Origin of the sequence: Mucilaginibacter sp. UR6-11 (genome assembly GCF_020880695.1) — a bacterium.
Lineage (GTDB): Bacteria > Bacteroidota > Bacteroidia > Sphingobacteriales > Sphingobacteriaceae > Mucilaginibacter.
The window spans coordinates 654008-677997 of sequence record NZ_JAJIWO010000001.1 but is presented as its reverse complement, the minus strand read 5'-3'; the positions used below and the strand labels follow the sequence as shown (position 1 = coordinate 677997).

The following is a 23990-nucleotide window of genomic DNA, read 5'->3' as shown; positions in this document are numbered from 1 at the left end:
CTAACAGTAGTTAATTAATAATGTGTCTGTTACAAATTATATGGAAATAAATTTATTAAACCGATGGATCATTTCAGAGAAATAAAAAACAACCTTGCCTGGCATAACGAAGGTAAATTCGAGGCTGAACTTGTAAATGGTATTATTACAAAATTAAATTTTTGTGAGCCGGGTAAAGGCCCCGACGATACCGGTAAATGTCTTACATCTACCAACTTTAAATACCTGCAAGCGGTACACGCTTGTCTGGGCGACCTGTTTAGTTTTATTGAAGAAGAAAACAAAAGACTTGGTTACAAATATGCGCCGCATGTCGACCTTGAAAATTATCGTTCAGTACACAATGAGGATACGTATCAAGCTGCAGAAGCAAGGCTGAGGCCGTTGATCAATTATGATCATCAAACAGATCAGGAGAATCAGGCGGATATTTTAAACCATGATATTGCAGGCCAGGGGATAGAGTTAACTGCTTAATCAGGCAGTTACCCCAGGATCTGGTGATATAGCTTTAAATAATCGGCAGCCATTTTATCGCATGAAAATTGGCTGGTTGCCCAATTATAGCAATTCTCTCTTTTGATTTTATTTAAAGCTTCAACGGCGTTAACCGCTTCTTCAATATCCTTTACCAAAAAGCCTGTTTCTTCATGCTTGATCAGTTCAGGCATCGAGCCTTTATTGAAAGCGATGACAGGCGTCCCGCAAAGCATAGCTTCGGCTACGCTTAGTCCGAAAGGCTCTTCGAAATTTATAGGATGTAACAGCGCCAAAGCATTGCCCAACAATTCATTTCGTTTCTCCGGTCCGGCGCTGCCGATATAGGTGATCTGATCGTTTAACTGCGGTTCTATTTTTTCTTTAAAATAGCCCTCATCCTGTACTATACCTGCTATCAGCAATTTGCGTTTGCTTTTTTTGGCGATTTCAATAGCTTCGACAGTTCCTTTATCGGGATGAATACGGCCGAAATAAAGCAGGTATTCCCGAGGATGTGCGTTAAATACAAAATCTTTAGTATTTAAGCCATTATAAACCGTAGCCAGGTACTTAAGTTCAGGGCTACGGTCACTATCGCTTATGGAAACATAGTGCCCCCGTGCGTTATATTTTTTATAAACCGGTATAATCCTTGGCGATGAAAATCCGTGTATCGTGGTGATAACGGGCGTTTTGACCAATCCCGAATAGGTAAGCGGTAAAAAGTCGAAATTGTTATGGATGATGTCAAACTCATCGGCTTTCTCCATCAGGTTGCTGATATGCAGGCATTCCAGCACCTTGGCATCCTGTGTGCGGTCTTCTTCATAGCCTTTTTCGCAAACGGCTTCCAGCCTACCGGCGGTTATAGAGTCGCCGGTAGCAAAAAGCGTTACTTCAACGCCCAGTTTTATCAGTCCCTCGGCTATGTTTGATGCCACTTGTTCCCACGGCCCGTAATGCCTGGGCGGTGTGCGCCAGGCAACGGGAGCTAATATAGCTGCTTTCATTATTTGGCGTTGGCACTTAACATTTTTTGTGAAAATCTGTTGTATTCGTATTCCAGCTCAAATGCCTGCAATACGGTTAAGTGGGATATTAAATAAGCCAATGTGCTTTCGGCACCCTGGTTGCGGTTTATACCTGTCGGTAATAGCCCGTCGCAACAGCCTTTGGTTTCGTGGTCATATAACGGTGCACGTAAGGTGTTTTCGCCAAGGAACCATTTATAGCATAAAAACATTTTCTCGATATGCTCAGGCTTGCGGAACAGTTGGTAAGCCTGGAAATGCATCAATACCATAGCCATCGTCTCGATAGCCTGCTGATCAAATGTCGGGAATTTACCACCGCGGTAATACCAGCCATCATTACCAACCGGGCTCAGATAACCATTTGATAAGGTTAAATTATCAAGGAAGGCCATAGTTTTTAACGCAATCTCTTTAACCCTTTCATTACCTGTTACCTGGCATGAGTGCAGTAATGCCAATGGTAGTATGGCGTTATCGTAGGTCATGCTCTCTTCAAACCACGGCCAGTCTTCCGTTTGCGTTTTTTCATAAGCATCAACCAGCGGATTGGTTAGGCGGACTAACTCGGCTACCATGCCGTCGTCGGTTGGGTGAAGCTGCAGGTACAGGCTGATACCGATTATGGTATTGGCCATTCCCCTTAAATGTTTTAAGGCCCTGAAATGCGGGAACGAACGCTGAAATATCTCTGTAGCAAATTCGCGGTACGAGTTACTTGCAGCATAGCCGATTAAATAGCCAAGGCTCCATATGGTACGTCCAAAAGAATCTTCAGAACCCACTTCATCCAGGTATTGCCTGTTAAAGCTCAGGAAATTGCGGAAGTTACCGTCATCTGTCTGCATGTAATGGATATAGCTCAGATAGATCGGAAGCAGTTCAAACGCTTCTTTACTATTGCTGCGTTTATGGGCCATAATCGCCATAATCAACGCCCGGGCATTATCATCAAGGCAATATCCCTCTTTTAAGTTAGGTATACCGTATTTGGCGTGTTGCACTATGCCAGTATCGTCTGTTAGGCGCAATACGTGGGCCAGGCTGAATTTGGGCATTATCTCTGGGTCAACAATACTGTTTTTAAGTATTTTGTCCCTGAAATCATGCTCGGAGCAGGCTTCTTGTGCCACTTTTATATATTCAGCTCCTACAACAGGCCAGCGCAGATGCAGGCCATATTCATAAGCGTTTTCTTTTAACTCATTTAATACGCGTTCCTGGTCAAGTAATTCAATCACGATATCGGCCAGTGCGTCGGCATTTTTAAATTCAAATAAGCGGCCGCGGTTATGGTCCAATAATTCAGTAGCGTGCCAGTAGGGCGTTGAAACTACTGCCGAACCTGCACCAACTGCATATGACAATGTCCCGCTGGTTATCTGTGCCTCATTTAAATACGGCGTAACATAAATTTCGGCCGCTGAGAGGTATTGGATCAATTCTTCTTCTGCAACAAACTTGTTAACAAATGCCAGATTTTGTGACACCCCGAGTTGGTTTGCCAGTGTTTTCAGGTGATCCCGGTATTCCTCTCCCGAGTTTTTCAATACACCCGGGTGGGTATTACCCAATACTACGTACATCACATCCGGGTGGTCCTTTACAATTCTTGGCAGGGCGCGCACTACGGTCTCTAATCCTTTATTTCTGCTTATCAACCCAAAGGTTAATAATACCCTGCGATTTTTAAATGGCGTTAAGCTTTTTATCGGGTTATCTTCTGGTGCTTCCAAATCAGGCACACCATGTTCTATTATTTGTATCTTTTCTGCAGGGATGTCATAAATGGTCGTTAAAAACTCCAGTGCCCTGTTGCTCATTACAATTATTTTGGCCGACTGCTCGGCAATCTCCCTTATTATAACACGTTGTACATAGCTGGGATCCTTCAGTATTGTATGTAAAATAGAGATCAGTGGTTTTTCCAACCGGTTTAACAAGGGCAGTATATAGATACCGCTTTCACCACCATAAATGCCAAACTCATGTTCCATTATGCAAACATCCGCGTTGCTGGTATTGATATAATTAGCTGCCCTTATATAATCTTTCTGGTGGTTTTGGCGAATAACATATTTTACCTCTTCAGGGTATTCATATTCGTGGACGTCTTCAGAGTCAGTTAGCGCTACCACAAAATCACCCTTCAGTAATGTTGCCCTTTCGGGGAAATTGGCGCCAATGGCCTTCATTAAGTTTTGATTGAATGTTGCGATTCCGCATTCACGCGGTGGATAGGTTGAGATATAGGCTATTTTCATGTTTTTTTGTAGTGTGTTATTTCCGGCCATGTTATACCAAGGTTGTTTTATAGTTATTGTATAGTATACTGACTTGAAAAATGTGCAATCAAACCTTTAAAAACTCGATTTAAGCTGTTTAAACGCACTTTTTAGCAGTTTACCCTATATTTTGCATAAACCATACCAAGATTAACCGCGTTAAAGTTTATAACGGGTTTATTACACTAATTTAATAATAATATGCCGGGATACAGACAATCAGCAATAATGAGCAATGGCTTCCATTATTACCCTACAGGCATCTTCGATCTCGGTTTTGGTGATAATTAGTGGAGGGGCTATACGCATGGCATTATCACAATGTAAAAACCAATCGGTAATTACACCATTTGTTATGCAGCGGTCAATTATTTTTTTGTTAACAGCAAAGTTCTCCAGCTCTATGGCCAGCATCAATCCTTTGCCGCGTACTTCTTTTATAGCCGGGTGTACCAGTAAACTTCGCAGCAGTGTTTCTTTTTCGGCAACAGTATTTACAAGCTCTTCAGCCAGCAGAACTTCAAGGGCTGCCAGTCCGGCGGCACAGCAAACCGGGTGGCCGCCAAATGTGGTGATATGCCCCAGGATTGGATTTTCTTTGAGCGACCCCATTATTTTGTTTGATGAGATAAAGGCGCCCACTGGCATACCGCCCCCCAACGCCTTGGCCAGTAAAAGGATGTCGGGCCGGATATTAAAATGCTCAAAAGCAAATAGTTTGCCTGTACGGCCAAACGCGGCCTGGATCTCATCCAATATCAGCAACGTGCCTGTTTCATCACAGCGCCTGCGCAGGGCCTGCATGTATTGTATATCAGGAACGCGGATCCCGGCTTCGCCCTGGATGGTTTCTATGATAACACAGGCAGTTTGGTCGGTGATCCGTATCAGATCAGCCGGATCGTTAAAACGAATAAAACCGATCCCCGGCAATAACGGGCGAAATGCCTGTTTAAAAGTTTCATTACCCATTACGCTCAATGCGCCATGCGTGCTGCCATGATAGGAGTTGGTGCATGAAATTATTTGCTGCCTGCCGGTAAAGCGCTTCGCCAATTTTAAAGCGCCCTCTACGGCTTCCGTACCTGAATTGACGAAGTATACCGATTGCAGGTTATCCGGCAATACAGAAACCAATTTTTCGGCAAAGCGTACCTGTGGTGTTTGTACATACTCGCCGTAAACCATCAGGTGCATATATTTATCCACCTGCTGCTTTATAGCGTTGATCACATAGGGATTGCTGTGGCCCAGGTTGCTTACACCTATACCGGATATCAGGTCTGTATATTTCCGGCCATCGCTGCCATATAAATATACCCCTTCGGCGCGTTCAAACTCAAGGAGCAGCGGGAAATCTGTAGTTTGGGCATTGTTGGTCAGAAACAGTTGGCGAAGGGTTAACATAGCCCAAAAATACAAAAGGCTTACCACTTTATGTGATAAGCCTTTTATTGTTCATTAAATATTTTCGCTCAGGGTTTGGCTACGTTTTGTTCATGGAGCTTTCTTACCAGCTCATCATTAAATTCGCGTTCTGATTTTATCAGCTGGCTTACTTTTTCAGGAGGCAGCACTTTCATAAACTCTTCATTGTAATGCTTACGTATCGCTACTAACTGGGCATCGTAATCCAGGTCTCTTTTTACCTGCTCGGCCCCGTTGGCCTGGGCATCTGAATTGTTAAGGCGTTTTAACCGCCTTACTTCAAAAAGTTCATTTTGGTACTGGCGGTATATCGGCCAGAATAATTCGCCCTGCTGGCGCGTAAGCGCAAGCTGCTGGCCTATAAATGTCTCTTTAACCACCTGGATGCGGCGCATACCCGGGTTTTGTGGCTTAACTATCCGCAACCCGGTTTGCTGACGGGATTGCATACGCAGGTTTTGCGAATAAGCTGTATAGCTAAAACACCCTAATAACAATATAAAAAAAACGTGTTTACACAACTTATTAACTGTCATCTCTTATTGGTCGGTATAGTCTTGTAAAGCGGCCTTTAACTCATCAGGGCTAACCGGCAAATTTTCATTGGCAACCGTATGTTGGGTATCGCTGCCATCAACATTTTGCTCCAGGTAATTTTGAATATCGGTTACCGGGATAGTTGACAGCTCTTTATGCAGGAATGAACGATCATGTACAGCTTCAGGCGATTCCATCTGCAAAAATACGCCGGTACCAATCATCGCCACAAAACAAGCGGCAGTAGCATATTTAAATGCAGTAGATGATAATACCCTTATAACAGCGCTTTTGCGTTTTACGATATCCTGATTAACCGTTTTATTTAATATATTTTGATTTAGCCTGTTAAAATAATCCTGCGGAACAGTAAAGGCATCTTCGGCATTGGCTAACGCTTCTTCAACTACCAGGCGGCTCCGGATCTTGCTGCTTAGGTCCTCGAAATAATTCGCGGGTACGGTTAAACCGGTATCTTCATTATTTAATAATTCTTCAACCGCAATGCGGCTTTGTATATTACTGCTTAGTTGTTCAAAATAGTTTTCAGGTACGGTTAAGCCGGCAGCTTCCCTGCCGGTAAGCTCTTCAATGGCTATACGGCTTTGGATATTGCCGCTTAGCTCTCCAAAATAATTCTCCGGAACGGTTAACCCCGTAGCCGTGGTATCCAAAATCTCTTCAATAGCGATGCGGCTCTTGATGTTGCTGCCCAACTCTTCAAAATAATTTTCAGGTACAACAAAACAATCCGGCGAAATTGAGTTTTTCAATTCATCCAGTTTAATTGCTGATATTATGCGTTCATCCAACCCTTCAAAATAGCTATCGGGTACTGTAAACGGGTTTTTTGTACTTACCTGTTTAAGCCGCGCATAATCATTTAGCCATTCTTTGTTTTCTATATCCCTTGCCATGATTACCTTATAGATGAAATTTAGATGAAAAGGTTTAATAACATTTTAAATTTAATCTTCTGCCAGTAAAATAGCTTCAATTTTTTTAACAGCCAGGTGAAAAGAGGCTTTTAACGCGCCTACACTTGTGCCTAAAACCTGCGACATTTCTTCATATTTCATGTCCTCATAGTATTTCATATTAAATACCAGTCGCTGCTTTTCGGGCAGGGTAATTATCGCATTCTGTAATTTTTTTTGGGCAGCATCGCCATTAAAGTAGGATGAGTCGGCCAGGGTATCGGCCAAATTGTAAGCTTCATCCTCGATAGAAACATTGTTCCGCAGCTTTTTCTTGTTCAGAAACGTGATGCATTCATTGCTGGCTATCCGGTACATCCACGTGTACAATTGTGAATCATTACGGAAACCGGCCAGATTTTTCCAAACCTTAATGAAAACGTCCTGAACCAGATCATCAGCATCGTCATGGTCAATAACCATGCGGCGTATGTGCCAGTAAATTTTTTGCTGATATTTATTAAGCAGCAGGTTAAATGCCTCATTCCGGGTCTTTTCGTCCTGAAATTTACTTAGTATCTCTGCATCTTCAACCTGTATGGGCATGTTTGATAATTATTTTTTCAGTAAAATAGTTATTTGCGGCTTTTGTTTGTTTAAGCTATCAACCGCCGCTAAAATACTTATTATTTTCTAAATGATAATGCTGCCGTTGGCGTCGGTTGCTCTGATTTCCTTTACCCGGCCCTCTTTACTGCTTGCGCAAGAGGGTGGTCGAGTGAAGTAAAGACCGGATGAGTAAATACCGGCTGATGCAGGCGGCGACAACTCACCCCGACGAAGCTTCGCTTGTCCACCCTCTCTTCGCCTTCGGCGGAAAGAGGGTTTGGTCCATTCTACAACAAATCAAGTACCTGTTGTGATGCCGCTTTAGTATCAACTTTATCAATCACGTCTTTAATTTTACCTTCGGCATCAATAATAAACGTGGTGCGCATGGTGCCCATATATTTTTTACCGTACATGTTTTTTTCGCCCCAAACGCCATAGGCCTCAACTATGCTATGGTCAGTATCGGCAATAAGCGGGAACGGCAGGTTATATTTGGTCTCGAATTTTTTATGTGATTTTTCATCATCGGTACTAACGCCGATTACCTCAAAACCTTTGCCTGTTAAGGATTGGTAGTTATCCCTGAAATCGCAAGCCTCGGCGGTGCAGCCCGGGGTATCGTCTTTAGGATAAAAATAAAGGATCACTGTTTTTCCTTTAAAATCAGCTAATGAAACTGTTTTGCCATTTTGATCTTTCGCCGTAAAATCCGGGGCCTTATCGCCTGCTTTAAGTGTTGCCATTATCTGCTAAATTCTGCTGTGAATTGTGAAACGTTATTTTTTGCATCGCCAACGTTCAATTCAAAAGTGTGCCTGCCGTGTGCGATGCTCTCGTCAAAGGTATAACTTAGTACTTTAGTTTTAAAATCCCAGGCCATTAAAACCCATTTGCCGTCTATTTTGCCATTGTATGTTTTTACGCCCGACAGATTGTCGCCGATTCTTAAATAGATGGCCTTGGCTTTTGAAAGATTAACGCCGTTATGAATGTTAAGCGGGGTAATATATGGTGCTGTGGTATCAAGGGTTATATAAAAATCGCCAAACCCACGGGCGCGGCCTTTAACAAAGCCGTTTTCATAAATACAACTGTCGCATACGCCGGTGGTGCCGGTTATAACGGCTTTGCCGGCCTGGTTACCCAGGTCAACATCCGGCTTTATCCAGATATCATAATGGTCATGTATCGGCGTAAACTTGTTGTGTATACGGTGGGTAATAGAATAAGCGCCCGGTTTTGCAGGTAATGCTTCATATTTAAAATCAATATCATCATATAAATTCCCCGGGTCAATTTCAATTTTAACTCCGGGCCCGGTAAATTGGTTTACCCGGTCATAATGAAACATGGTAGCAGATGGTTGAGCGATGGCTGTTGGCCTTAACAAATGTGTTGATTTAACTTTGATGTTCAGGGTAGATGTATTGCCGGCTACGTCTTTAACCACGTACTGCACGTCGTGCAAATTGTCGTCATCAAAATTAATTATACCGCGGTTAACAGCCTGCGGATAAAGCGAGATATGGCTGCCCGGCGGCACAAAGCATTTTTGTATAAAGCGATGCTGGGTTAAAAAGGTTGGGTAGTCAATATATCCGTTAATGGCATGTGTCTGGTCGAAGGCAAAATGCTCCATGGAGAAGGTATAGACCGTTTTGCCGTCTAAATTCAGCTGGATAGAATAAACACCGTTGGGATTAACCGAAGCGCTGTTTTTGTCGATGGTAGTGATACCAAACCCGATATTGCCGCTTAGCTCAATTACTTTAGGGTTTACCAAATGATAGTTACCCGGCGCCCCGCCCACTGCCAAAAACTGACGTGGGGTATTTTCGCTAAACGGCCCGTCCATTTGATAGATCCCTATAGCGCTTATAGCCGGAGGGATCCTGTCGGGAATGGTAATACCAAATAGTTGTGGATTTATAGTGTGCTCGGTCTTTGTATCCCTGATCTCGAAATGCAGGTGGGGGCCGGCTACCGCACCCGACTGGCCCGAAATAGCAATAACGTCATCTTTACAGACCTGCAACTGGCCGGGCTGTAGGTTAAAATCAACTTCATATAACTGGTGCTCATACTGGTAGTCATGCAAAACCCTGGCAATTTGCGGGCTAAACTTTTGGTTGTGCATGTAAACCGTGGTAAAGCCGTTTGGGTGATTAATGTAGACAATGTTACCACCGCCGCCAAACTGCACACGTATCCTTGATACATAGCCATCGGCTGCCGCGTGCACCGGATAACCGCTTTGTTGATTGGTCCTGAAATCTAATCCGGCATGGAAATGATTGGGCCTGATCTCGCCAAAACCACCGGCTGTAGATGGCGGAAGATCAAGCGGGTACCGGAAAAATCCCTGTGGATATTCCTGGCTTTGGATAGTGTTTTGAGCCGGGGCAAACTGATAATCTATAAATAGCAGAACGATGAAAAATATTTTTTTCATTAAGATGGATGTATTGTAAATGTAATTAGGGTTAACGCCGTGATGCCATACTTGTTTCGACATTAATCTTTAAGGTTACTTTTAGAGCTGATACCTGCCCTGCGTTAGGCGATCTTATTTTACATAGAAATCAATCAGCTTTTGGTTCTCTAGGTAGCCCTCCAGCCTGTCGCCAACATTTACTTTGGCTACGCCCGCCGGGGTACCGGTAAATATCAGGTCGCCTTTTTTAAGGGTAAAGTATTTAGATACAAAAGCTATAATGTACTCGAATGAGAAAAGCAGATCACCGGTATTACCAGCCTGCCTGCTTTGGCCATTAACATCAAGATGGAAATTTAGCTTATAAATATCGGCGAATTGCGATTTAGGAACGAAGTTGCTAACCGGCGCCGAGTTATCAAATGCTTTGGCTAGTTCCCAGGGCAGCCCTTTTTCTTTATGGCGCGATTGGATGTCGCGGGCGGTAAAATCAATCCCTAAAGCAATTTCCTCATAGTAACCGGCTGCAAACTTTTGGCTGATGTGCCTGCCTTCTTTGCTGATCTTTAAAACCACTTCCAGTTCATGATGTATATCTTCTGAAAAGTCTGGATGATAAAAGGGCTTGTTGTCTTTTAACAGGGCCGTATCGGGCTTTAAAAATATTACCGGAACGTCAGGTACCGGGTTATTTAACTCTTTGGCATGCTCGGCATAATTGCGGCCAATGGCGATGATCTTCATTTATCAGAATGAGTGAATTAGTAAGCGATTGCGTGAACTTTTTAAATGCGAGAATAAGAATAATGTTTGATTTAATGAATAAATTAATCATTACAATAGCGGTTTGATCTGATGATAAGCTCTTACTCGCCTAATCAAACCGGCACATTAACTCATCAATTAAAGCAGGGATATCCGTTTAATTACCGACTCGGTACCGGCAATAACCCGGATAAAGTAGAAACCACGATTTAGTTTATTGCTGATCTGGCGGTTAAGAACCTGCTCGCCGGGTTCAACCCTTTGCGAAAACAGCACCATTACATCGTTACCCAGCACATCAACCATTTTAATGGTTACGTTTGAATTGCGCGACAGAACATATTTTAAATTGATCTGATCAACTATAGGATTGGGGTAAACTTCTACGTTGCTCAACAGCTTATCGTTAGGGATAACCAGTTTGGTGCTTGATATTACCCCGGGTTTTATAGGCGGTAAGGTAAAGTTTAACGGGCTCTTTTTAGGTTTCCTCTTAAGCAGGTAGTAACTTATGGTGTCATGCTTCGGAAGCCGAATTGTTGCGGCATAGGCACAATTCAGGGACACTGCCAGAGCAATTATGATTATCCATGAAAAAGTGGAGGTAAAATTTCGCCTCATGCGTTACAATTAGTTTTTTACAAAAGTATAAATAAACTTTTCATCAATTACAATGCCATCGGCTTTATTGCACAATTTAACATAATTTAACAAAGCCAATTAGCTGCTTAACAATTAAATTCCTTATACGTTTGTATAATTTTTAAGTTGTAACTCAAATATTTTAATACTTTTGTGCGTTTAAATAAAGATAGTGTCGCAACATAAAGATCTACAAAAACTGACGGCCGCTGGGCTCCTTATCAGTTTAGGAATTATCTACGGAGATATTGGTACCTCTCCACTATACGTTTTCAAGGCCATTGTTGGCACTCAGCACATTTCAGATATTTTAGTTTTAGGCGGCGTGTCCTGCATTTTCTGGACGCTTACCCTGCAAACAACCTTAAAGTACGTAGTGATAACACTGCGTGCGGATAATAAGGGTGAGGGTGGTATTTTCTCCCTGTTCTCTTTAGTCAGGCGTAAAGCAAAATGGTTAATTGTACCGGCCGTAGTTGGGGGTTGCGCGTTGCTTGCGGATGGTATTATCACCCCGCCAATTACCATATCATCCGCTATTGAAGGTTTGGTGCCATCGTTTCCGCATCTCCGTACGGTACCGGTTGTTATTGCTATTATAGCCGGCCTGTTTATTATTCAGCAATTTGGCTCTTCAACCGTAGGCAAGGCCTTTGGCCCAATTATGTTTATCTGGTTTACCATGATGGGCGTTTTAGGCATGAGTTTTATTATCCAGGACCCGACTATTATCAGGGCCTTAAACCCATATTACGCAATTAAGCTTTTAACCAGTTCTGATTATCACGCGTTTATTATACTGGGTGCCGTATTTCTATGTACCACCGGGGCCGAGGCGTTATACTCTGATTTGGGCCATTGCGGACGGAAAAACATCCAGATAAGCTGGGTATATGTTAAAACCTGTTTGATATTAAATTATCTTGGTCAGGCGGTATGGCTGCTACAGCGTAACGGCCAGGTGATTAACCTTAACCTGCAAAACCCTTTTTATAAGATCATGCCCGAGTGGTTTTTGATATTTGGTATTGGTATAGCCACCGTTGCTGCAATTATTGCCAGCCAGGCATTGATCTCAGGCTCATTTACCTTAATTGCGGAAGCCGTGAGGTTAAATTTATGGCCCAAGGTAAAGATCCATTATCCAAGCGAGCAAAAGGGCCAGTTATATGTTGGCAGTGTTAACTGGTTGCTATGTGCGGGCTGTATTGGCGTGGTTCTGTTATTTAAGCATTCAGACAGGATGGAGGCAGCTTACGGGTTAAGTATCACCGTGGCTATGTTGATGACCACTATATTGGTTTCGAGGTTTTTGCGCCGTAAAAAGGTGCCGGGTTATATGGTAAATACTTTCCTGGTGATGTATTTATTGATTGAGGGCACCTTCCTTTATGGTAACTTAAATAAATTTGTTGATGGCGGTTGGTTCACTTTATCCATAGGTACCGTTTTATTCTCGATCATGTGGACCTGGCATACTGCCCGCAAGATCAGGAACCGCTATGTTAAGTTTGTCGAAATTGATGATTATTACAATATCATCAAAGAACTGAGCGATGACGAAACCGTACCTAAGTACGCATCGCAACTGGTTTATTTAACCAGCGCTAACTTTAACTCAGAAGTTGAGTCAAAAATCATCTACTCTATCCTGCAAAAGCAACCCAAACGTGCCGACGTTTATTGGCTGGTACACGTTGATGTGGTTGATGAGCCTTATAAAAAAGAATACGAGGTTGATTTCCTTGTCCCTAATAAATTAATAAGAATCGACTTTAAACTGGGCTTCCGTATTGAGCAGCAAATAAACCTGCTGTTTAGAAGGGTAGTGGAAGACCTGGTTAAAAACGGCGAGGTTGATATCACCAGCAGCTATAAATCATTAAATAAACATAAAATTGTTGGCGATTTCAGGTTCGTGGTGATTGAAAAAGTACTTTCGCGCTCACATAACCTTTCGTTTTATGAAAAAGTGGTTATGGCTTTTTACGGCTATCTTAAAAAGATCAGCTTGTCAGAGGAGCGTGGCTTTGGGCTCGACCTGAGCTTTGTAACCATAGAAAAAGTTCCGTTAATGCTTGCCGCGCCTGAAACGGTTGAAATTACCCGCGTAAGTTGCTAATGTTAAAAATATTTTAATTTAATGTTGCTTCAGTATTAATACAGATTGTTAAGCTAGATTTGCAGTCTGCATTAATACTATACCATGAAGTACATTTTAATTATTAGTCTGTTTATCGCCAGCATATCGGCCAATGCCCAACAGGCAAGTGATACTACCCATAAAAAGCTGGGCGATACCCTTAAAAAAGATTTACTGACCGCACCAGATACGGTTAAGCGTTTACATACCAAGCCATGGGCCCTTGTCCCGCCGTTTGCAGCGATAACCTATGGCGCCTTAACCTTCGCCGTGCACCCGTTACGCCGCATAGATTACTTCATACAGACCGAAACCAACAAAACCGGCGCAAGTTTTCATACCACTACCGAGAGCTATTTTCAGTTCGCACCCATTGCCATGGTCTACGGGCTAAATTTAGTCGGCGTATCCGGTAAGAACACTTTTGTCGACCGTACGGCTTTACTTGCCTTGTCTGCAGGTATTTTAGGCGTTACCGGTTATAGTACCAAGCATTTAACTCATCGGTTAAGACCCAACGGAGAGGATCACCTGTCATTCCCGTCGGGACATACAGCCACCGCATTTATGGGTGCCGAATTTTTAGCACAGGAGTTTTCCAATAAATCGCCGGTATATACCATTATCGGCTATTCTTTTGCGGTAACTACCGGGGTTTTCAGGATGTATAACCGTGATCATTGGTTCAGCGATGTGGTTGCAGGCGCCGGTTTGGGTATTATCTCAACCAAGCTTTCTTACCTGGTTTACCCTTATATCCGTAACGCGTTAACCCATACCGATAAAAAAGGTAAAAGCGTAACCATTTTACCCACTTACCAGGATGGTATGGGCGGCTTTACTTTTGCTATGCAGCTCTAATTATTATAATCTATTTATACCGGAGTTTGTAGACCAGTATAACGCCCGCGAACAAAAAGGTGATGGCATTGGCTACCGCAACCGGCAGGCTGGGATACATGATACCATACATCAGCCATAAAAAAGTGCCTACGGTAAATACCACGTACATGGATAACGATATCCCCGAAGTATCTTTGGTGCGGATGGTTTTAACCGCCTGCGGTAAAAAGGATACGGTTGTGCTAAAGGCGGCCATGAAGCCTATTATTTCTATATAACTCATTGTGGTATAGCTTTGAGGCTATGCAAAGTTGCAGATTATTATTAGATAATCAACTATCTTAGTGTAAATTTAACACTAAGGTGGTTTGCGTATTAAATCCTGTTGATGGCTTGTTCCTCTTTACCCAGTTTGCTGTTTTTATAACTATAGCCAAAATAAACAAGCATCCCTATTACCAGCCATATTAAAAAGCGCAGCCAGTTTGTCGTGCCCAACTCGGTCATTAAATAAAAACAGGATATTAAACCCAATACCGGTATCAGCGAATAATTTTTAATAAAACCGGCAACCGTAATGGCAAGTACCAATAATGTAAAGGCAAAATAAGGTATCCTTTCATGGAGGACAGCCATTTTTGAAAGACCGGGTTGGCCGGCGTCTATCAGCCCAAAAAAGTTTTTAAAGAACCCCGGAAATTCAAATTGTATAAATGCGACAGCTACAATTAATATTAAGGGGATTATGAATTTGCCATTGATATACGGTACCCTAAATTTACCCGAGCTTTTTTCGGTACGTGGCAGTATTAAAATGCCGCCGCAAACCAGCACAAAAGCAAATAAAGTACCTATGCTGCAAAGGTCGGTAACGATGGCCGAATCAAGAAACAAAGATGGTATGCCTACAACCAAACCGGTAATAATGGTTGCAAAAGACGGCGTATGATATTTAGGATGTAATCTTGAAAACCTGGGTGGCAGTAATCCATCCCGGCTCATACTCATCCAGATGCGGGGCTGGCCTATCTGAAACACCAATAAAACAGATGTGGTAGCAACAACGGCACTTAAGGCAATGATACCCCCCAATATATTTAACCCTCTTTCATTAAAGGCATTTGCCAGGAAATCACTTGTGTTTAATTTAGAATAGTTTACCATCCCCGTAAGTACAAGCGCTATTAAAATATACAATATAGTACAAATTATTAACGAGTAAAACATCCCTTTTGGTAAATCTCTTTGAGGGTTTTTACATTCTTCGGCTGTTGTTGAGATCGCATCAAAACCAATATAGGCAAAAAACACAGCCGAAACGCCCTTCATCACCCCGGCAAATTTATTGGGCAAAAACGGCACCCAGTTTGCAGGATTTACATAATAAAAGCCAATAGCTATAACCGCAACAACCACTAATAATTTAAACAGTACCATCAGGTTACTGGCGCGCCTTGACTCTTTAATGCCTACATATACCAGGTAAGTAATAAACGCAGTGATTGCTAAAGCTGGAAGATTAAGGATAAACGGGACCGAACCAATATGCGGCGCATTGAGCCAGGTGTTGTGCAGGCTCAGGAAATCTGCGGCGCCGGCGACATCATTGCCGGCCATCTTCGCCAGATATTGCGTGTTCCCGTTTTTAACTTCAAAAAAGCTGCTGCATAAAAAATCAGGAATGTGGAGGCCTATATTGTGAAGAAAGCTGGTGAGGTTACCTGACCAGGAAATGGCTACCGTTATATTTCCCACAGCATATTCCATAACAAGGTCCCACCCGATTATCCAGGCTATTATTTCGCCAAAGGCGGCGTATGAGTAGGTATAAGCACTGCCGGACATCGGGATGCGTGAAGCAAATTCGGCGTAACAAAGTGCAGAAAAACCACAGGCTACGGCGCATATAATAAATAAGAAAATTACGCCCGGCCCGCCATCAAAGCAAGCCTTGCCAACGGTGCTAAAAATACCGGCGCCTATTACGGCCGCTATGCCTAACGCGGTAAGATCCCGCACACCCAAAACTTTATTTAATGATACCCCGTGCCCGTCATCAAGGCCGGCTTCTGCGTCCGCAACTATTTTTTCGATCGATTTTTTACGGAATAAATTTCTAGCCATTTAAATTATTTGTCCTGATACCAAACATAACCATTTTTTTGTTGGGATGTAAGGATATGCTTACTTTGCACCTATGAATATCGGAATAAAGGCCGTTTTATACAAGGTCAGATTTTTTTTTATACCCTATCTGATCCTGATAGCCGCCTGCCTCATCATTAAGCTAACTTATACCCGCGAGGAGATCTATTTTGCAGTGAATGCCCGCAACTGGAGCTGGGCCGACGCTATAGCCCCGTATATTACTGATATAGGTGATGGGTTAACAACTATCCTGCTGGCTGCTGTACTAGCTTTATTCAGCTATCGTAAGGCATTTATTCTGGCGGGCAGCTACCTGGCAAGTTCAACAATAGTGGCGCAGGCCCTAAAGTATGCATTTGCCGCACCCCGGCCTAAATTATATTTTCATAACCAGTTATTAAAGATCCATTTTGTTACCGGTACAGATCAGCTCAGTTTCCATAGTTTCCCGTCAGGTCATACCGTTACTGCTTTTTCAACGGCAATCCTGTTAACCTACTGGTGTAAAAACCAATTTTGGGGATTACCGCTTTTGTTACTTGCCGTACTGGTGGGTTACTCCAGGATGTACCTGAGCCAGCATTTTTTTGAGGATGTCACAGCCGGTTCTGTAATAGGCGTGGTAATTACCGTAATATGGATCTGGTGGACAGCGAACAGAAAGTTTTTAAAGTCTCCCAAATGGGATAGGGGACTGTTGAAAAAAAAATAGCTGTCATTTTAAAAAGCGAAGCAACCGACAACTGCACTTGCTGTACCCAGTTACTTCGCTGTTTCCAAAAATGGCAGGATTATTCCAGTTCCATTCTCTTTTTTCGCTGGATATAGAAACCAACTGCAAATGCTATCAGCAAACCTCCGCCTGCTAAACCTACGATCAGTACAATCGGGGTACTTTTAGCATTTGATATATACTGATCATTTCTTTGCAGTTCGGGAGATAGTTTGATTGAGTTTATAAACGATTTATATTCTCCGTTAATCATCTCTTTACGGGCGTTGGGGTATACATATTCAAAAACATAGCTTGCAGCATTGGTGTATAACAGCACAATGTTTCTAAATTGGATGTCGCCCTGGCCGTTATCGGTTTGTAAGGTAAATGTTTTGGCCTTTAGCTTACCAATGGTGGTATCGCGTACATATTGCGCACTGGCGTTGCTTGACTCGGCCTGGATGCTTTTAACGTTCTCTTTTAATACCCTGTCCAGGTCATTCTCTCTTTGCAGGGGAGCCGTGTTTTTGGCATTAGGGGTCCTTAATACAACTACATAACCCAATGACGAGTTTGAAGAAAATACCTGCTGACCCAGGGTATCGGTTTTTTGATACGCAGCAGGCATTGATACTGTAACTACGCTATCTATTTTTACCGGTTTCAGCTCCTGGGCAAAGCCGGCCAGAGCTGATAATATAAGTGTCGCTGAAATTAAAAATATCTTTTTCATACCTGTACCTGCCCTAAAACCATACCAAAAAGTTAATTTTTGGTGTTTTATGACATTGGTATAGACAAGACAGCCGAAGTTTACAAAACCCCGGCTGTATTAATATTCGAATATGTAATTTACTGAAATCTAGCCAATTAATGTTTATAATTTAGCTATTTCGGCCTTGATAAAATCGGCTAATTCTTTTACATAAGCGGCGCTGAAATCAAATTGAATTCCGGCGGTTTCATAAATCTCCTTAATGGTTTTAGTGTAACCTAATTTTAGGGCATCAAGGTATTGTTGCAGCGCCTTCGCGGGATTTTCCTTATAATTTTTGTAAACTGCTATGGCGCCCAATTGCGCAAAACCATATTCAATGTAGTAAAAAGGGATCTCAAATATGTGCAGTTGTTTTTGCCATAAGTTGGCTTCTGCCTCTTCAAGGCCGCTCCAGTCTGCAAAACCTGCGCCAAAAGGCTCGTATATTTTTAACCAGGCATCGGCACGCTCTGAGGCTAAATGATCCGGGTTGGTATAGATCCAATGCTGAAACTGGTCGACAACGGCTACCCAGGGCAGGGTTTTCAGCACATCAACCAACTGATCGCGTTTGGCGCGTTTAAGGTCCTCCTCGTTATCAAAAAAGACGTTCCAGTTATCCATAGATATTAACTCCATCGACATAGAGGCCAGTTCGGCAACTTCAGACGGACAATGTTTAAAATCGTTCAGTTCCAGATCGGCAGTTAAAAAAGTATGCACCGCGTGGCCGCCTTCATGTACCATGGTAGTCAGGTCGCGAAAGGTATTGGCCGAGTTCATGAAAATAAACGGCGCGCCGGTTTCTGACAGCGGATAGTTATAACCGCCCGGTGCCTTGCCCTTGCGGCTCTCCACATCAAACAGGTTATTGTCCTTCATAATTTCCAAACGCTCGCCCAGGTAGCTATTGATATTGCGGAAGCATTGGATAGATTTTTCAATGAGCTCCGCACCGCTGTTAAACGGCTTTAAGGCCGGTTTGCCCGAAGTGTTAACGTCCATGTCCCAGGGGCGCAAGGTATCCAGTCCTAAAGCTGCTTTGCGTTGTTCGGCATGTTCGCGCAGGATAGGAACGATCTCCAGTTCGATAGCCTCATGAAAAGCGTAGCAATCCTGCGGGGTGTAGTCAAAACGGCCCAAAGCCTGGAACATATAATCGCGGTAGTTTTCAAAACCCGCGTTTACGGCCACTTTATGGCGCAGCACACGCAGGTGATCAAACAGGTCGTTCAGTTTTTCTTTTTCTTCCAGGCGGCGGAAGGTGATCTTCTCCCAAACTTCCTGGCGCTTGGCGCGGTCGGTATCTTTTAAAAATACGGCAGCCTGCTCTAACGTATATTCTTTATCACCGATGTGAACGGATAATGACCCGCTTATCGACTGGTATTTTTGTTGCTCAACCTGGATCTCGGTTTGGATCGGGATGTTCTCTTCGCGGAATAATTCTAGCGATTTTTTAATGCCGCGCAGGTAAACAAAATATTTGTCTTTATCCAGCTTGTCTAAATATTTGCTGGCTACCAGCTTTTTGTTTAACTCGTTGCTATAAGGCGCGGTTTTGGGTTCGATCTCGGTAGCGAAATACTGGAAATCGGCCAGCAATTGTTCGTTATTGGTGTCGCAGGTCATGCGGATATAGCGCCAGGCAAAGTCTTCTTCCAAAGCGGCTTCCAGCTCGCTGCGGTCGTGAAGCCAATGCTCCAGTTCTCCAACGGAATTTATCGGGCGCTCAACCAAATCTTTATATAATGGCTCAAGCGTTTCCCATTTAATTTCAAGGTCGGCAGGTATATAGGTGCGTGTTTTTTTATGGATCATGATGATGTGTTGATGTGCAAATATGCAGATATGCAAATGTGCAAATTAGTTGGGAAGTGCGGAAACAGGATAATGTAAATAAAGATTAATTTAGATAGCTCTTACCCGCGCTCGTCGCAGATGCGCCATACTCATCACAATGACAGGATCCTGTCACTCCATTTAAAAATTAATTTTTTAACTATAGCAGTGTCCTGCTTAACTATTATGGTGTTCCAAATCTAACAGGGGGTGTTCCGTAGTGTTCCACCTGTTCCGGGGTGTTCCGCTCACGCAAAGCGGAACACCCCGGAACTTCAAGCGAAGTAAGTGTTTTTAAAGCCTTATTCCCATAAATTTTAGAACACCCTACTAAATCTGATAAAATTGTTATCAAACTCTTCTCACAACGTCCAATGCTGAATCAAATCATTTCTTATACAATGTCTCAGACATAAGTTTTATCCCATCCTCATAACTTGTAGGTTTAAAATTAAACGCTTTTTCAAATTTGCTGCTATCAAACACATAATCATTAATGCACTGGTAATACATCTCTACCGTTCCCATTATCAGCTTGTTAAACAACCCGATAACAAAAAGCATCAGTTTGTTAATTTTGAAGTATTTGGGTTTTACATGATAAATGCGTGCAGCCAGTTCAATAAAGGCTTTGCCGCGCATGGGTTTTGCGGTTGGAAGGTGCCAGATCTGGTTGTCGCTTTCCGGGTGTTGGCCTAACAGGTACATGGCTTTGCCCATATCAGGTATATAGCTAAAGCAATGTAATTTATTAACATCGCCCATCCATTGGGCTGTCTGGTGTTTGGCATATTTATCAAGCACCATCATATCAAAAAAGCTGTTCATTGAGTTTGTGCCGTAAAAATCGGCGGCGCGTGCTATGGAGGCCCTTATGTTTCCGGCTTTAATTTCAGCCATCAACATGTTGGCTATTTCGGCACGAACTTTACCTTTCTCACTTATCGGATTATAGGCCGTGTCTTCAGTCATCGGCCCGTTAACCAGGCCATACATGTAAACGTTGTCAAAGAATATCAAACGTGCGTTGTTCTGTTTAGTTACTTCAATAACATTACGCATTAATACGGGCCATTGTTCGCGCCAAATGTCTTTGTCGTACACTAGGCCGGCACATAGGTAAATTACAGTTGCCCCTTTTGCAGCCATTGATAATTCGTCGTAATTCAGCAGGTCTGCCTTTTTCCAGGTGGTATTTGATTTAGCCGGGTTAACAGGCTTGCGGCTAATAAGACGTACGGTCTGGTTATTGTTTTCTAACTCGGTGGTTAGTGCGTTTGCTACCGGTCCGCCGGCTCCTAATATCGTATACATGATCTTTCTGTTTTAGTGTGATACAAAAGTAGATCAGTACTGATACTTAAAACGTTAACAAAAGATAAGAAATACGATCAACGTTGCGTGATCGGTGATGGCAGTAAGGAGTAGCAGGGTGAGGTTACCGGGCTACGATCAATCGTCTTCTTATCCGCGAAAGCGAAACGGGCGTGATGCCTAAAAAATTAGCGATGTAGTGTTGCGGCATTCTTTGCAGGATCTCTTTACCATTACTTAACAACTGCAGGTAACGCTCCTCGGGCGATTGTGTGATAAACGAAGCCACCCTGTCTTCATAGCAGCATAGATAGTACTCGGCAACCAGGCGGCCAAAGCGTTCCATTTTATAGGCAAGCAAAGGATTATTCAGCATTTTCTCCATATCTGCCCGGCTGATGTTAATGAGGCGGGTATCTTCCAGCGCCTGAATGTAGGTTAAGCTTGGCTGGCGGGTAAGGTAACTTTTGTAGGAGCTTACAAATTCATTCTCAAAACTGAAGTAACCGGTTATATCCAGGCCATCCTTCATGTGGAAATAACGTACCGATCCGGTAACAATAAAAGCTATTTTGTCGCATACTTTATCACACTCGGCAAAATATTGTTTCTTTTTTAAGGTACTAAAGGTTAGATGTTGGGTAAATACGATCCACTCTGCCTCATTAAACTCAACAAATTTTTCAAGCGATTTTCTGAAGCTAATTAGTGCGATCGAGCTATCCATATACCGGTTATTTTAAAGCTTTATCCCCATAAATAGCCCATGCAACAGCAAGGTTCTGTCTAATAAAAACAGACTCGCAAACACTACACTGGCAATGCCATTAGTAGTCATAAAGGCGAAGTTTACCCGGCTCAAGTCGTTCGGTTTAACCAACAGGTGCTGGTACGTTAGCATGATGCAGAAAAACAGGATCCCCACATAATAAAGCAAACCAACCTGGGTATAAAACACCGGCAGCACAATAAATATCGCCGATAATACATGCAAGAAGGTAGAGAGGCGCAAAGCATTTACTTTACCCAACCAGGCGGGGATAGAATGCAGGTTTTCAGTACGGTCGAAGTCCTCGTCCTGTAAGGCATAGATAATATCAAAACCGCTCACCCAGCATAATACGGCCAGTGAGAAAAATATCGGCAGCAAGGCAAACTCGCCTGTAACAACCAAATAAGCGCCGATAGGTGCAAGCGATAAGCCCAGTCCTAAAACCAAATGGCAAAGCGCGGTAAAACGTTTGGTAGCGCTGTAACCTAACACCACCAGTAAAGCCACCGGCGACAGGTAAAAGCAAAGTGTATTAATAAAGTAAGTGGTAGCTATAAACAACAGGCAGTTAGCAATAGTAAACGTTAACGCTGATGCCGCACTGATGCGACCGGCCGGGATATCGCGTACTTTGGTGCGTGGGTTCTTGGCATCAATCTCCCTGTCCAGGTAACGGTTAAACGCCATGGCCGAGTTACGGGCAAACACCATACACAAAACCATCATCACCAGCTTTGGCCATTCAAAGGTATGGGTGGTAGTGGTCACCGCCAAAAAAAAGCCGATAAAAGCAAACGGCATGGCAAATATGGTATGCGAGAAAGTTACTAATGAGAGATATTTTTTCATGTATGCTTAATCAAACGTCTTATAATCCGGTATTTCAAAATCCTGGTTGATGGTGCTGATGAAACCTAAGATCTCATCACGACCAAGATGCTCTTCGGCCGAGGTAATAAAGATCTGCGGTACTTCGTCAAAAGTCTCCAATAAAGCTTTTTTAAATTTAGCTATGCTCTGATCTGTTTTTATGCTCGATTGCTTATCGGCTTTGGTAAACACCAGCACAAACGACAGCCCTTTTTCACCCAGCCAGTTACAAAACTCAATGTCTATTTTCTGTGGATCAAGGCGGCTGTCAATCAAAACCATTACGCATTGCAGGCTTTCGCGCTTATCCAGGTATTGTTGGATGAACTTGTTCCAGTCGGCTTTTTTGGTTTTTGATGCACGTGCATAGCCATAACCAGGCAGATCGACGATATACCAGTTATCATTCACTAAAAAATGATTGATTAGCTGGGTTTTGCCGGGTGTTTGCGATGTTTTGGCCAGACCTTTTTTAGCCGTCAGCATATTAATTAATGATGACTTACCCACGTTCGACCGGCCGATGAAAGCATACTCGGGCTTTACCGGCGGCGGAAGTTTGGATATCTGGGTATTGCTGCAAATAAAGTCGGCAGATTTTATGATCATGCGGCAAAGATAGTGAATTAAAGATTGGTGAATAAAGATTGAAGATTGGTTCTGTAGCTTATATTCGTATCAGCAAATTGTAATCTATTTAATATGCGACAAATATAAATGTTTAAACATTTATATTTGTCCTGCCTGATCACTAATTAACTCACCCCTAATCTCTGATAAAATGAGCGATTATAAAATCCCTGCCCAAACCCGTATAGGCCACGTACATTTAAAAGTGAGCGATCTGCAAAAGTCCTTAGACTTTTACAGCGGATTACTGGGTTTTGAGATTCAACAACTTTACGGCGACCAGGCAGCATTTATATCTGCCGGTGGCTACCATCATCATATCGGCTTAAATACCTGGCAAAGTAAAGGCGCACCACGCGCACCAGAGTTTGCACCGGGGTTGTTCCACACCGCTATATTATACCCTGAACGTAAGGACCTAGCCGCAATTTTACAGCGGTTAATAGACAAAAAATACCCCATCACGGGTGCATCAGATCATGGCGTGTCGGAAGCTATATACCTTGACGATCCAGATGGTAACGGCGTTGAATTGTATTGGGACCGACCCAAAGAACAATGGCCGTTTGATGCCGATGGCGAAATAGAAATGTTTACCCGCAGGTTGGATATGGAGGGATTGTTGGCACTGGTTAAATAACCTACAAGCAAGTATTCTGCCCAAGGGCTATCCGTTTGTAGCCAACAGAGAAATATATTTTGCCCCGTTGGGGCTACCCTTAACAAATTGGGTAGCCCCAACGGGGCATTCTTTTTCAAAAAAAATAATTTACAAATAAATGTTGCATTATATGTAGTTAACTACGTAATATTGTATATTAATTA

23 protein-coding genes are annotated in these 23990 nt (G+C 42.9%); 5 read left to right on the top strand and 18 right to left on the bottom strand.

Features of this window, described 5'->3' with window-relative positions:
* Window positions 1–63 precede the first annotated feature (63 nt).
* A complete protein-coding gene (locus LJ658_RS03155) occupies window positions 64–477 on the top strand; it encodes a hypothetical protein (RefSeq protein WP_230545007.1) in 414 nt (137 codons plus the stop codon).
* A gap of 8 nt (window positions 478–485) precedes the next feature.
* Here the strand turns inward: LJ658_RS03155 and LJ658_RS03150 are convergent, their stop codons facing one another.
* The 10 genes from LJ658_RS03150 to LJ658_RS03105 form a co-directional block, all read right to left on the bottom strand.
* Entirely contained in the window at window positions 486–1490 is a 1005-nt protein-coding gene (locus LJ658_RS03150) for a glycosyltransferase family 4 protein (RefSeq protein WP_230545006.1), read from the bottom strand.
* Complete coding sequence (locus tag LJ658_RS03145) at window positions 1490–3775, bottom strand: glycosyltransferase family 4 protein (RefSeq protein WP_230545005.1); 2286 nt, start codon at window positions 3773–3775, stop codon at window positions 1490–1492. Before LJ658_RS03145 ends, LJ658_RS03150 begins: the two co-directional genes overlap by 1 nt.
* Before the next feature lie 240 nt (window positions 3776–4015).
* Window positions 4016–5203, bottom strand: coding sequence for an aspartate aminotransferase family protein (locus LJ658_RS03140; RefSeq protein ID WP_230545004.1), 1188 nt, complete (start codon window positions 5201–5203; stop codon window positions 4016–4018).
* A gap of 68 nt (window positions 5204–5271) precedes the next feature.
* Window positions 5272–5760 (bottom strand): hypothetical protein, encoded by a 489-nt coding sequence (locus LJ658_RS03135; RefSeq protein ID WP_230545003.1) that lies wholly within the window; start codon window positions 5758–5760, stop codon window positions 5272–5274.
* A 3-nt stretch (window positions 5761–5763) separates the two neighbouring features.
* Window positions 5764–6678, bottom strand: a complete 915-nt coding sequence (locus LJ658_RS03130; RefSeq protein ID WP_230545001.1) for a hypothetical protein — start codon at window positions 6676–6678, stop codon at window positions 5764–5766.
* A 51-nt stretch (window positions 6679–6729) separates the two neighbouring features.
* Window positions 6730–7284 carry an RNA polymerase sigma factor gene (locus tag LJ658_RS03125; RefSeq protein ID WP_230544999.1) on the bottom strand — a complete coding sequence of 185 codons (555 nt, stop codon included), beginning with the start codon at window positions 7282–7284 and terminating at the stop codon, window positions 6730–6732.
* A gap of 290 nt (window positions 7285–7574) precedes the next feature.
* Window positions 7575–8033 (bottom strand): thioredoxin-dependent thiol peroxidase, encoded by a 459-nt coding sequence (gene bcp / locus LJ658_RS03120; protein WP_230544998.1) that lies wholly within the window; start codon window positions 8031–8033, stop codon window positions 7575–7577.
* Window positions 8033–9742 (bottom strand): M23 family metallopeptidase, encoded by a 1710-nt coding sequence (locus LJ658_RS03115; protein WP_230544996.1) that lies wholly within the window; start codon window positions 9740–9742, stop codon window positions 8033–8035. The genes bcp and LJ658_RS03115 overlap by 1 nt, the downstream gene beginning before the upstream one ends.
* 114 nt (window positions 9743–9856) lie before the next feature.
* On the bottom strand, window positions 9857–10468 hold the full coding sequence (locus LJ658_RS03110) for a fumarylacetoacetate hydrolase family protein (RefSeq protein ID WP_230544995.1): 612 nt from the start codon (window positions 10466–10468) through the stop codon (window positions 9857–9859).
* Between the two features lie 159 nt (window positions 10469–10627).
* A complete protein-coding gene (locus tag LJ658_RS03105) occupies window positions 10628–11110 on the bottom strand; it encodes a T9SS type A sorting domain-containing protein (RefSeq protein ID WP_230544994.1) in 483 nt (160 codons plus the stop codon).
* Window positions 11111–11303: 193 nt separating this feature from the next.
* Here LJ658_RS03105 and LJ658_RS03100 point away from each other — a divergent pair, with 193 nt between their 5' ends.
* Together LJ658_RS03100 and LJ658_RS03095 are read left to right on the top strand one after the other, a co-directional pair.
* The gene (locus LJ658_RS03100; RefSeq protein ID WP_230544993.1) at window positions 11304–13253 is read left to right on the top strand and encodes a KUP/HAK/KT family potassium transporter; all 1950 of its coding nucleotides are present in this window, start codon (window positions 11304–11306) and stop codon (window positions 13251–13253) included.
* An 84-nt stretch (window positions 13254–13337) separates the two neighbouring features.
* Window positions 13338–14135: a phosphatase PAP2 family protein gene (locus LJ658_RS03095; protein WP_230544992.1), complete on the top strand. Its 798-nt coding sequence runs from the start codon at window positions 13338–13340 to the stop codon at window positions 14133–14135.
* 10 nt (window positions 14136–14145) lie between these two features.
* Here the strand turns inward: LJ658_RS03095 and LJ658_RS03090 are convergent, their stop codons facing one another.
* The gene (locus LJ658_RS03090) at window positions 14146–14400 is read right to left on the bottom strand and encodes a SemiSWEET transporter (protein WP_230544991.1); all 255 of its coding nucleotides are present in this window, start codon (window positions 14398–14400) and stop codon (window positions 14146–14148) included.
* Window positions 14401–14492: 92 nt separating this feature from the next.
* Entirely contained in the window at window positions 14493–16241 is a 1749-nt protein-coding gene (locus LJ658_RS03085) for an amino acid permease (protein WP_230544990.1), read from the bottom strand.
* Window positions 16242–16314: 73 nt separating this feature from the next.
* On the opposite strand from LJ658_RS03085, the gene LJ658_RS03080 reads away from it, so the two are divergent.
* Window positions 16315–16977 (top strand): phosphatase PAP2 family protein, encoded by a 663-nt coding sequence (locus LJ658_RS03080; protein ID WP_230544989.1) that lies wholly within the window; start codon window positions 16315–16317, stop codon window positions 16975–16977.
* A gap of 79 nt (window positions 16978–17056) precedes the next feature.
* Here LJ658_RS03080 and LJ658_RS03075 read toward each other — a convergent pair whose 3' ends face one another.
* The 6 genes from LJ658_RS03075 to yihA form a co-directional block, all read right to left on the bottom strand.
* The gene (locus tag LJ658_RS03075; protein WP_230544988.1) at window positions 17057–17713 is read right to left on the bottom strand and encodes a hypothetical protein; all 657 of its coding nucleotides are present in this window, start codon (window positions 17711–17713) and stop codon (window positions 17057–17059) included.
* Window positions 17714–17857: 144 nt separating this feature from the next.
* The gene (locus LJ658_RS03070; protein WP_230544987.1) at window positions 17858–19558 is read right to left on the bottom strand and encodes a M3 family oligoendopeptidase; all 1701 of its coding nucleotides are present in this window, start codon (window positions 19556–19558) and stop codon (window positions 17858–17860) included.
* Between the two features lie 408 nt (window positions 19559–19966).
* On the bottom strand, window positions 19967–20893 hold the full coding sequence (locus LJ658_RS03065; RefSeq protein WP_230544986.1) for an NAD-dependent epimerase/dehydratase family protein: 927 nt from the start codon (window positions 20891–20893) through the stop codon (window positions 19967–19969).
* A gap of 124 nt (window positions 20894–21017) precedes the next feature.
* On the bottom strand, window positions 21018–21620 hold the full coding sequence (locus LJ658_RS03060; RefSeq protein ID WP_230544985.1) for a Crp/Fnr family transcriptional regulator: 603 nt from the start codon (window positions 21618–21620) through the stop codon (window positions 21018–21020).
* Window positions 21621–21632: 12 nt separating this feature from the next.
* Complete coding sequence (locus LJ658_RS03055) at window positions 21633–22514, bottom strand: UbiA-like polyprenyltransferase (protein WP_230544984.1); 882 nt, start codon at window positions 22512–22514, stop codon at window positions 21633–21635.
* Window positions 22515–22520: 6 nt separating this feature from the next.
* Window positions 22521–23144 (bottom strand): ribosome biogenesis GTP-binding protein YihA/YsxC, encoded by a 624-nt coding sequence (gene yihA, locus LJ658_RS03050; protein ID WP_230544983.1) that lies wholly within the window; start codon window positions 23142–23144, stop codon window positions 22521–22523.
* A 172-nt stretch (window positions 23145–23316) separates the two neighbouring features.
* Here yihA and LJ658_RS03045 point away from each other — a divergent pair, with 172 nt between their 5' ends.
* Complete coding sequence (locus LJ658_RS03045; RefSeq protein ID WP_230544982.1) at window positions 23317–23805, top strand: VOC family protein; 489 nt, start codon at window positions 23317–23319, stop codon at window positions 23803–23805.
* Window positions 23806–23990: the final 185 nt, after the last annotated feature.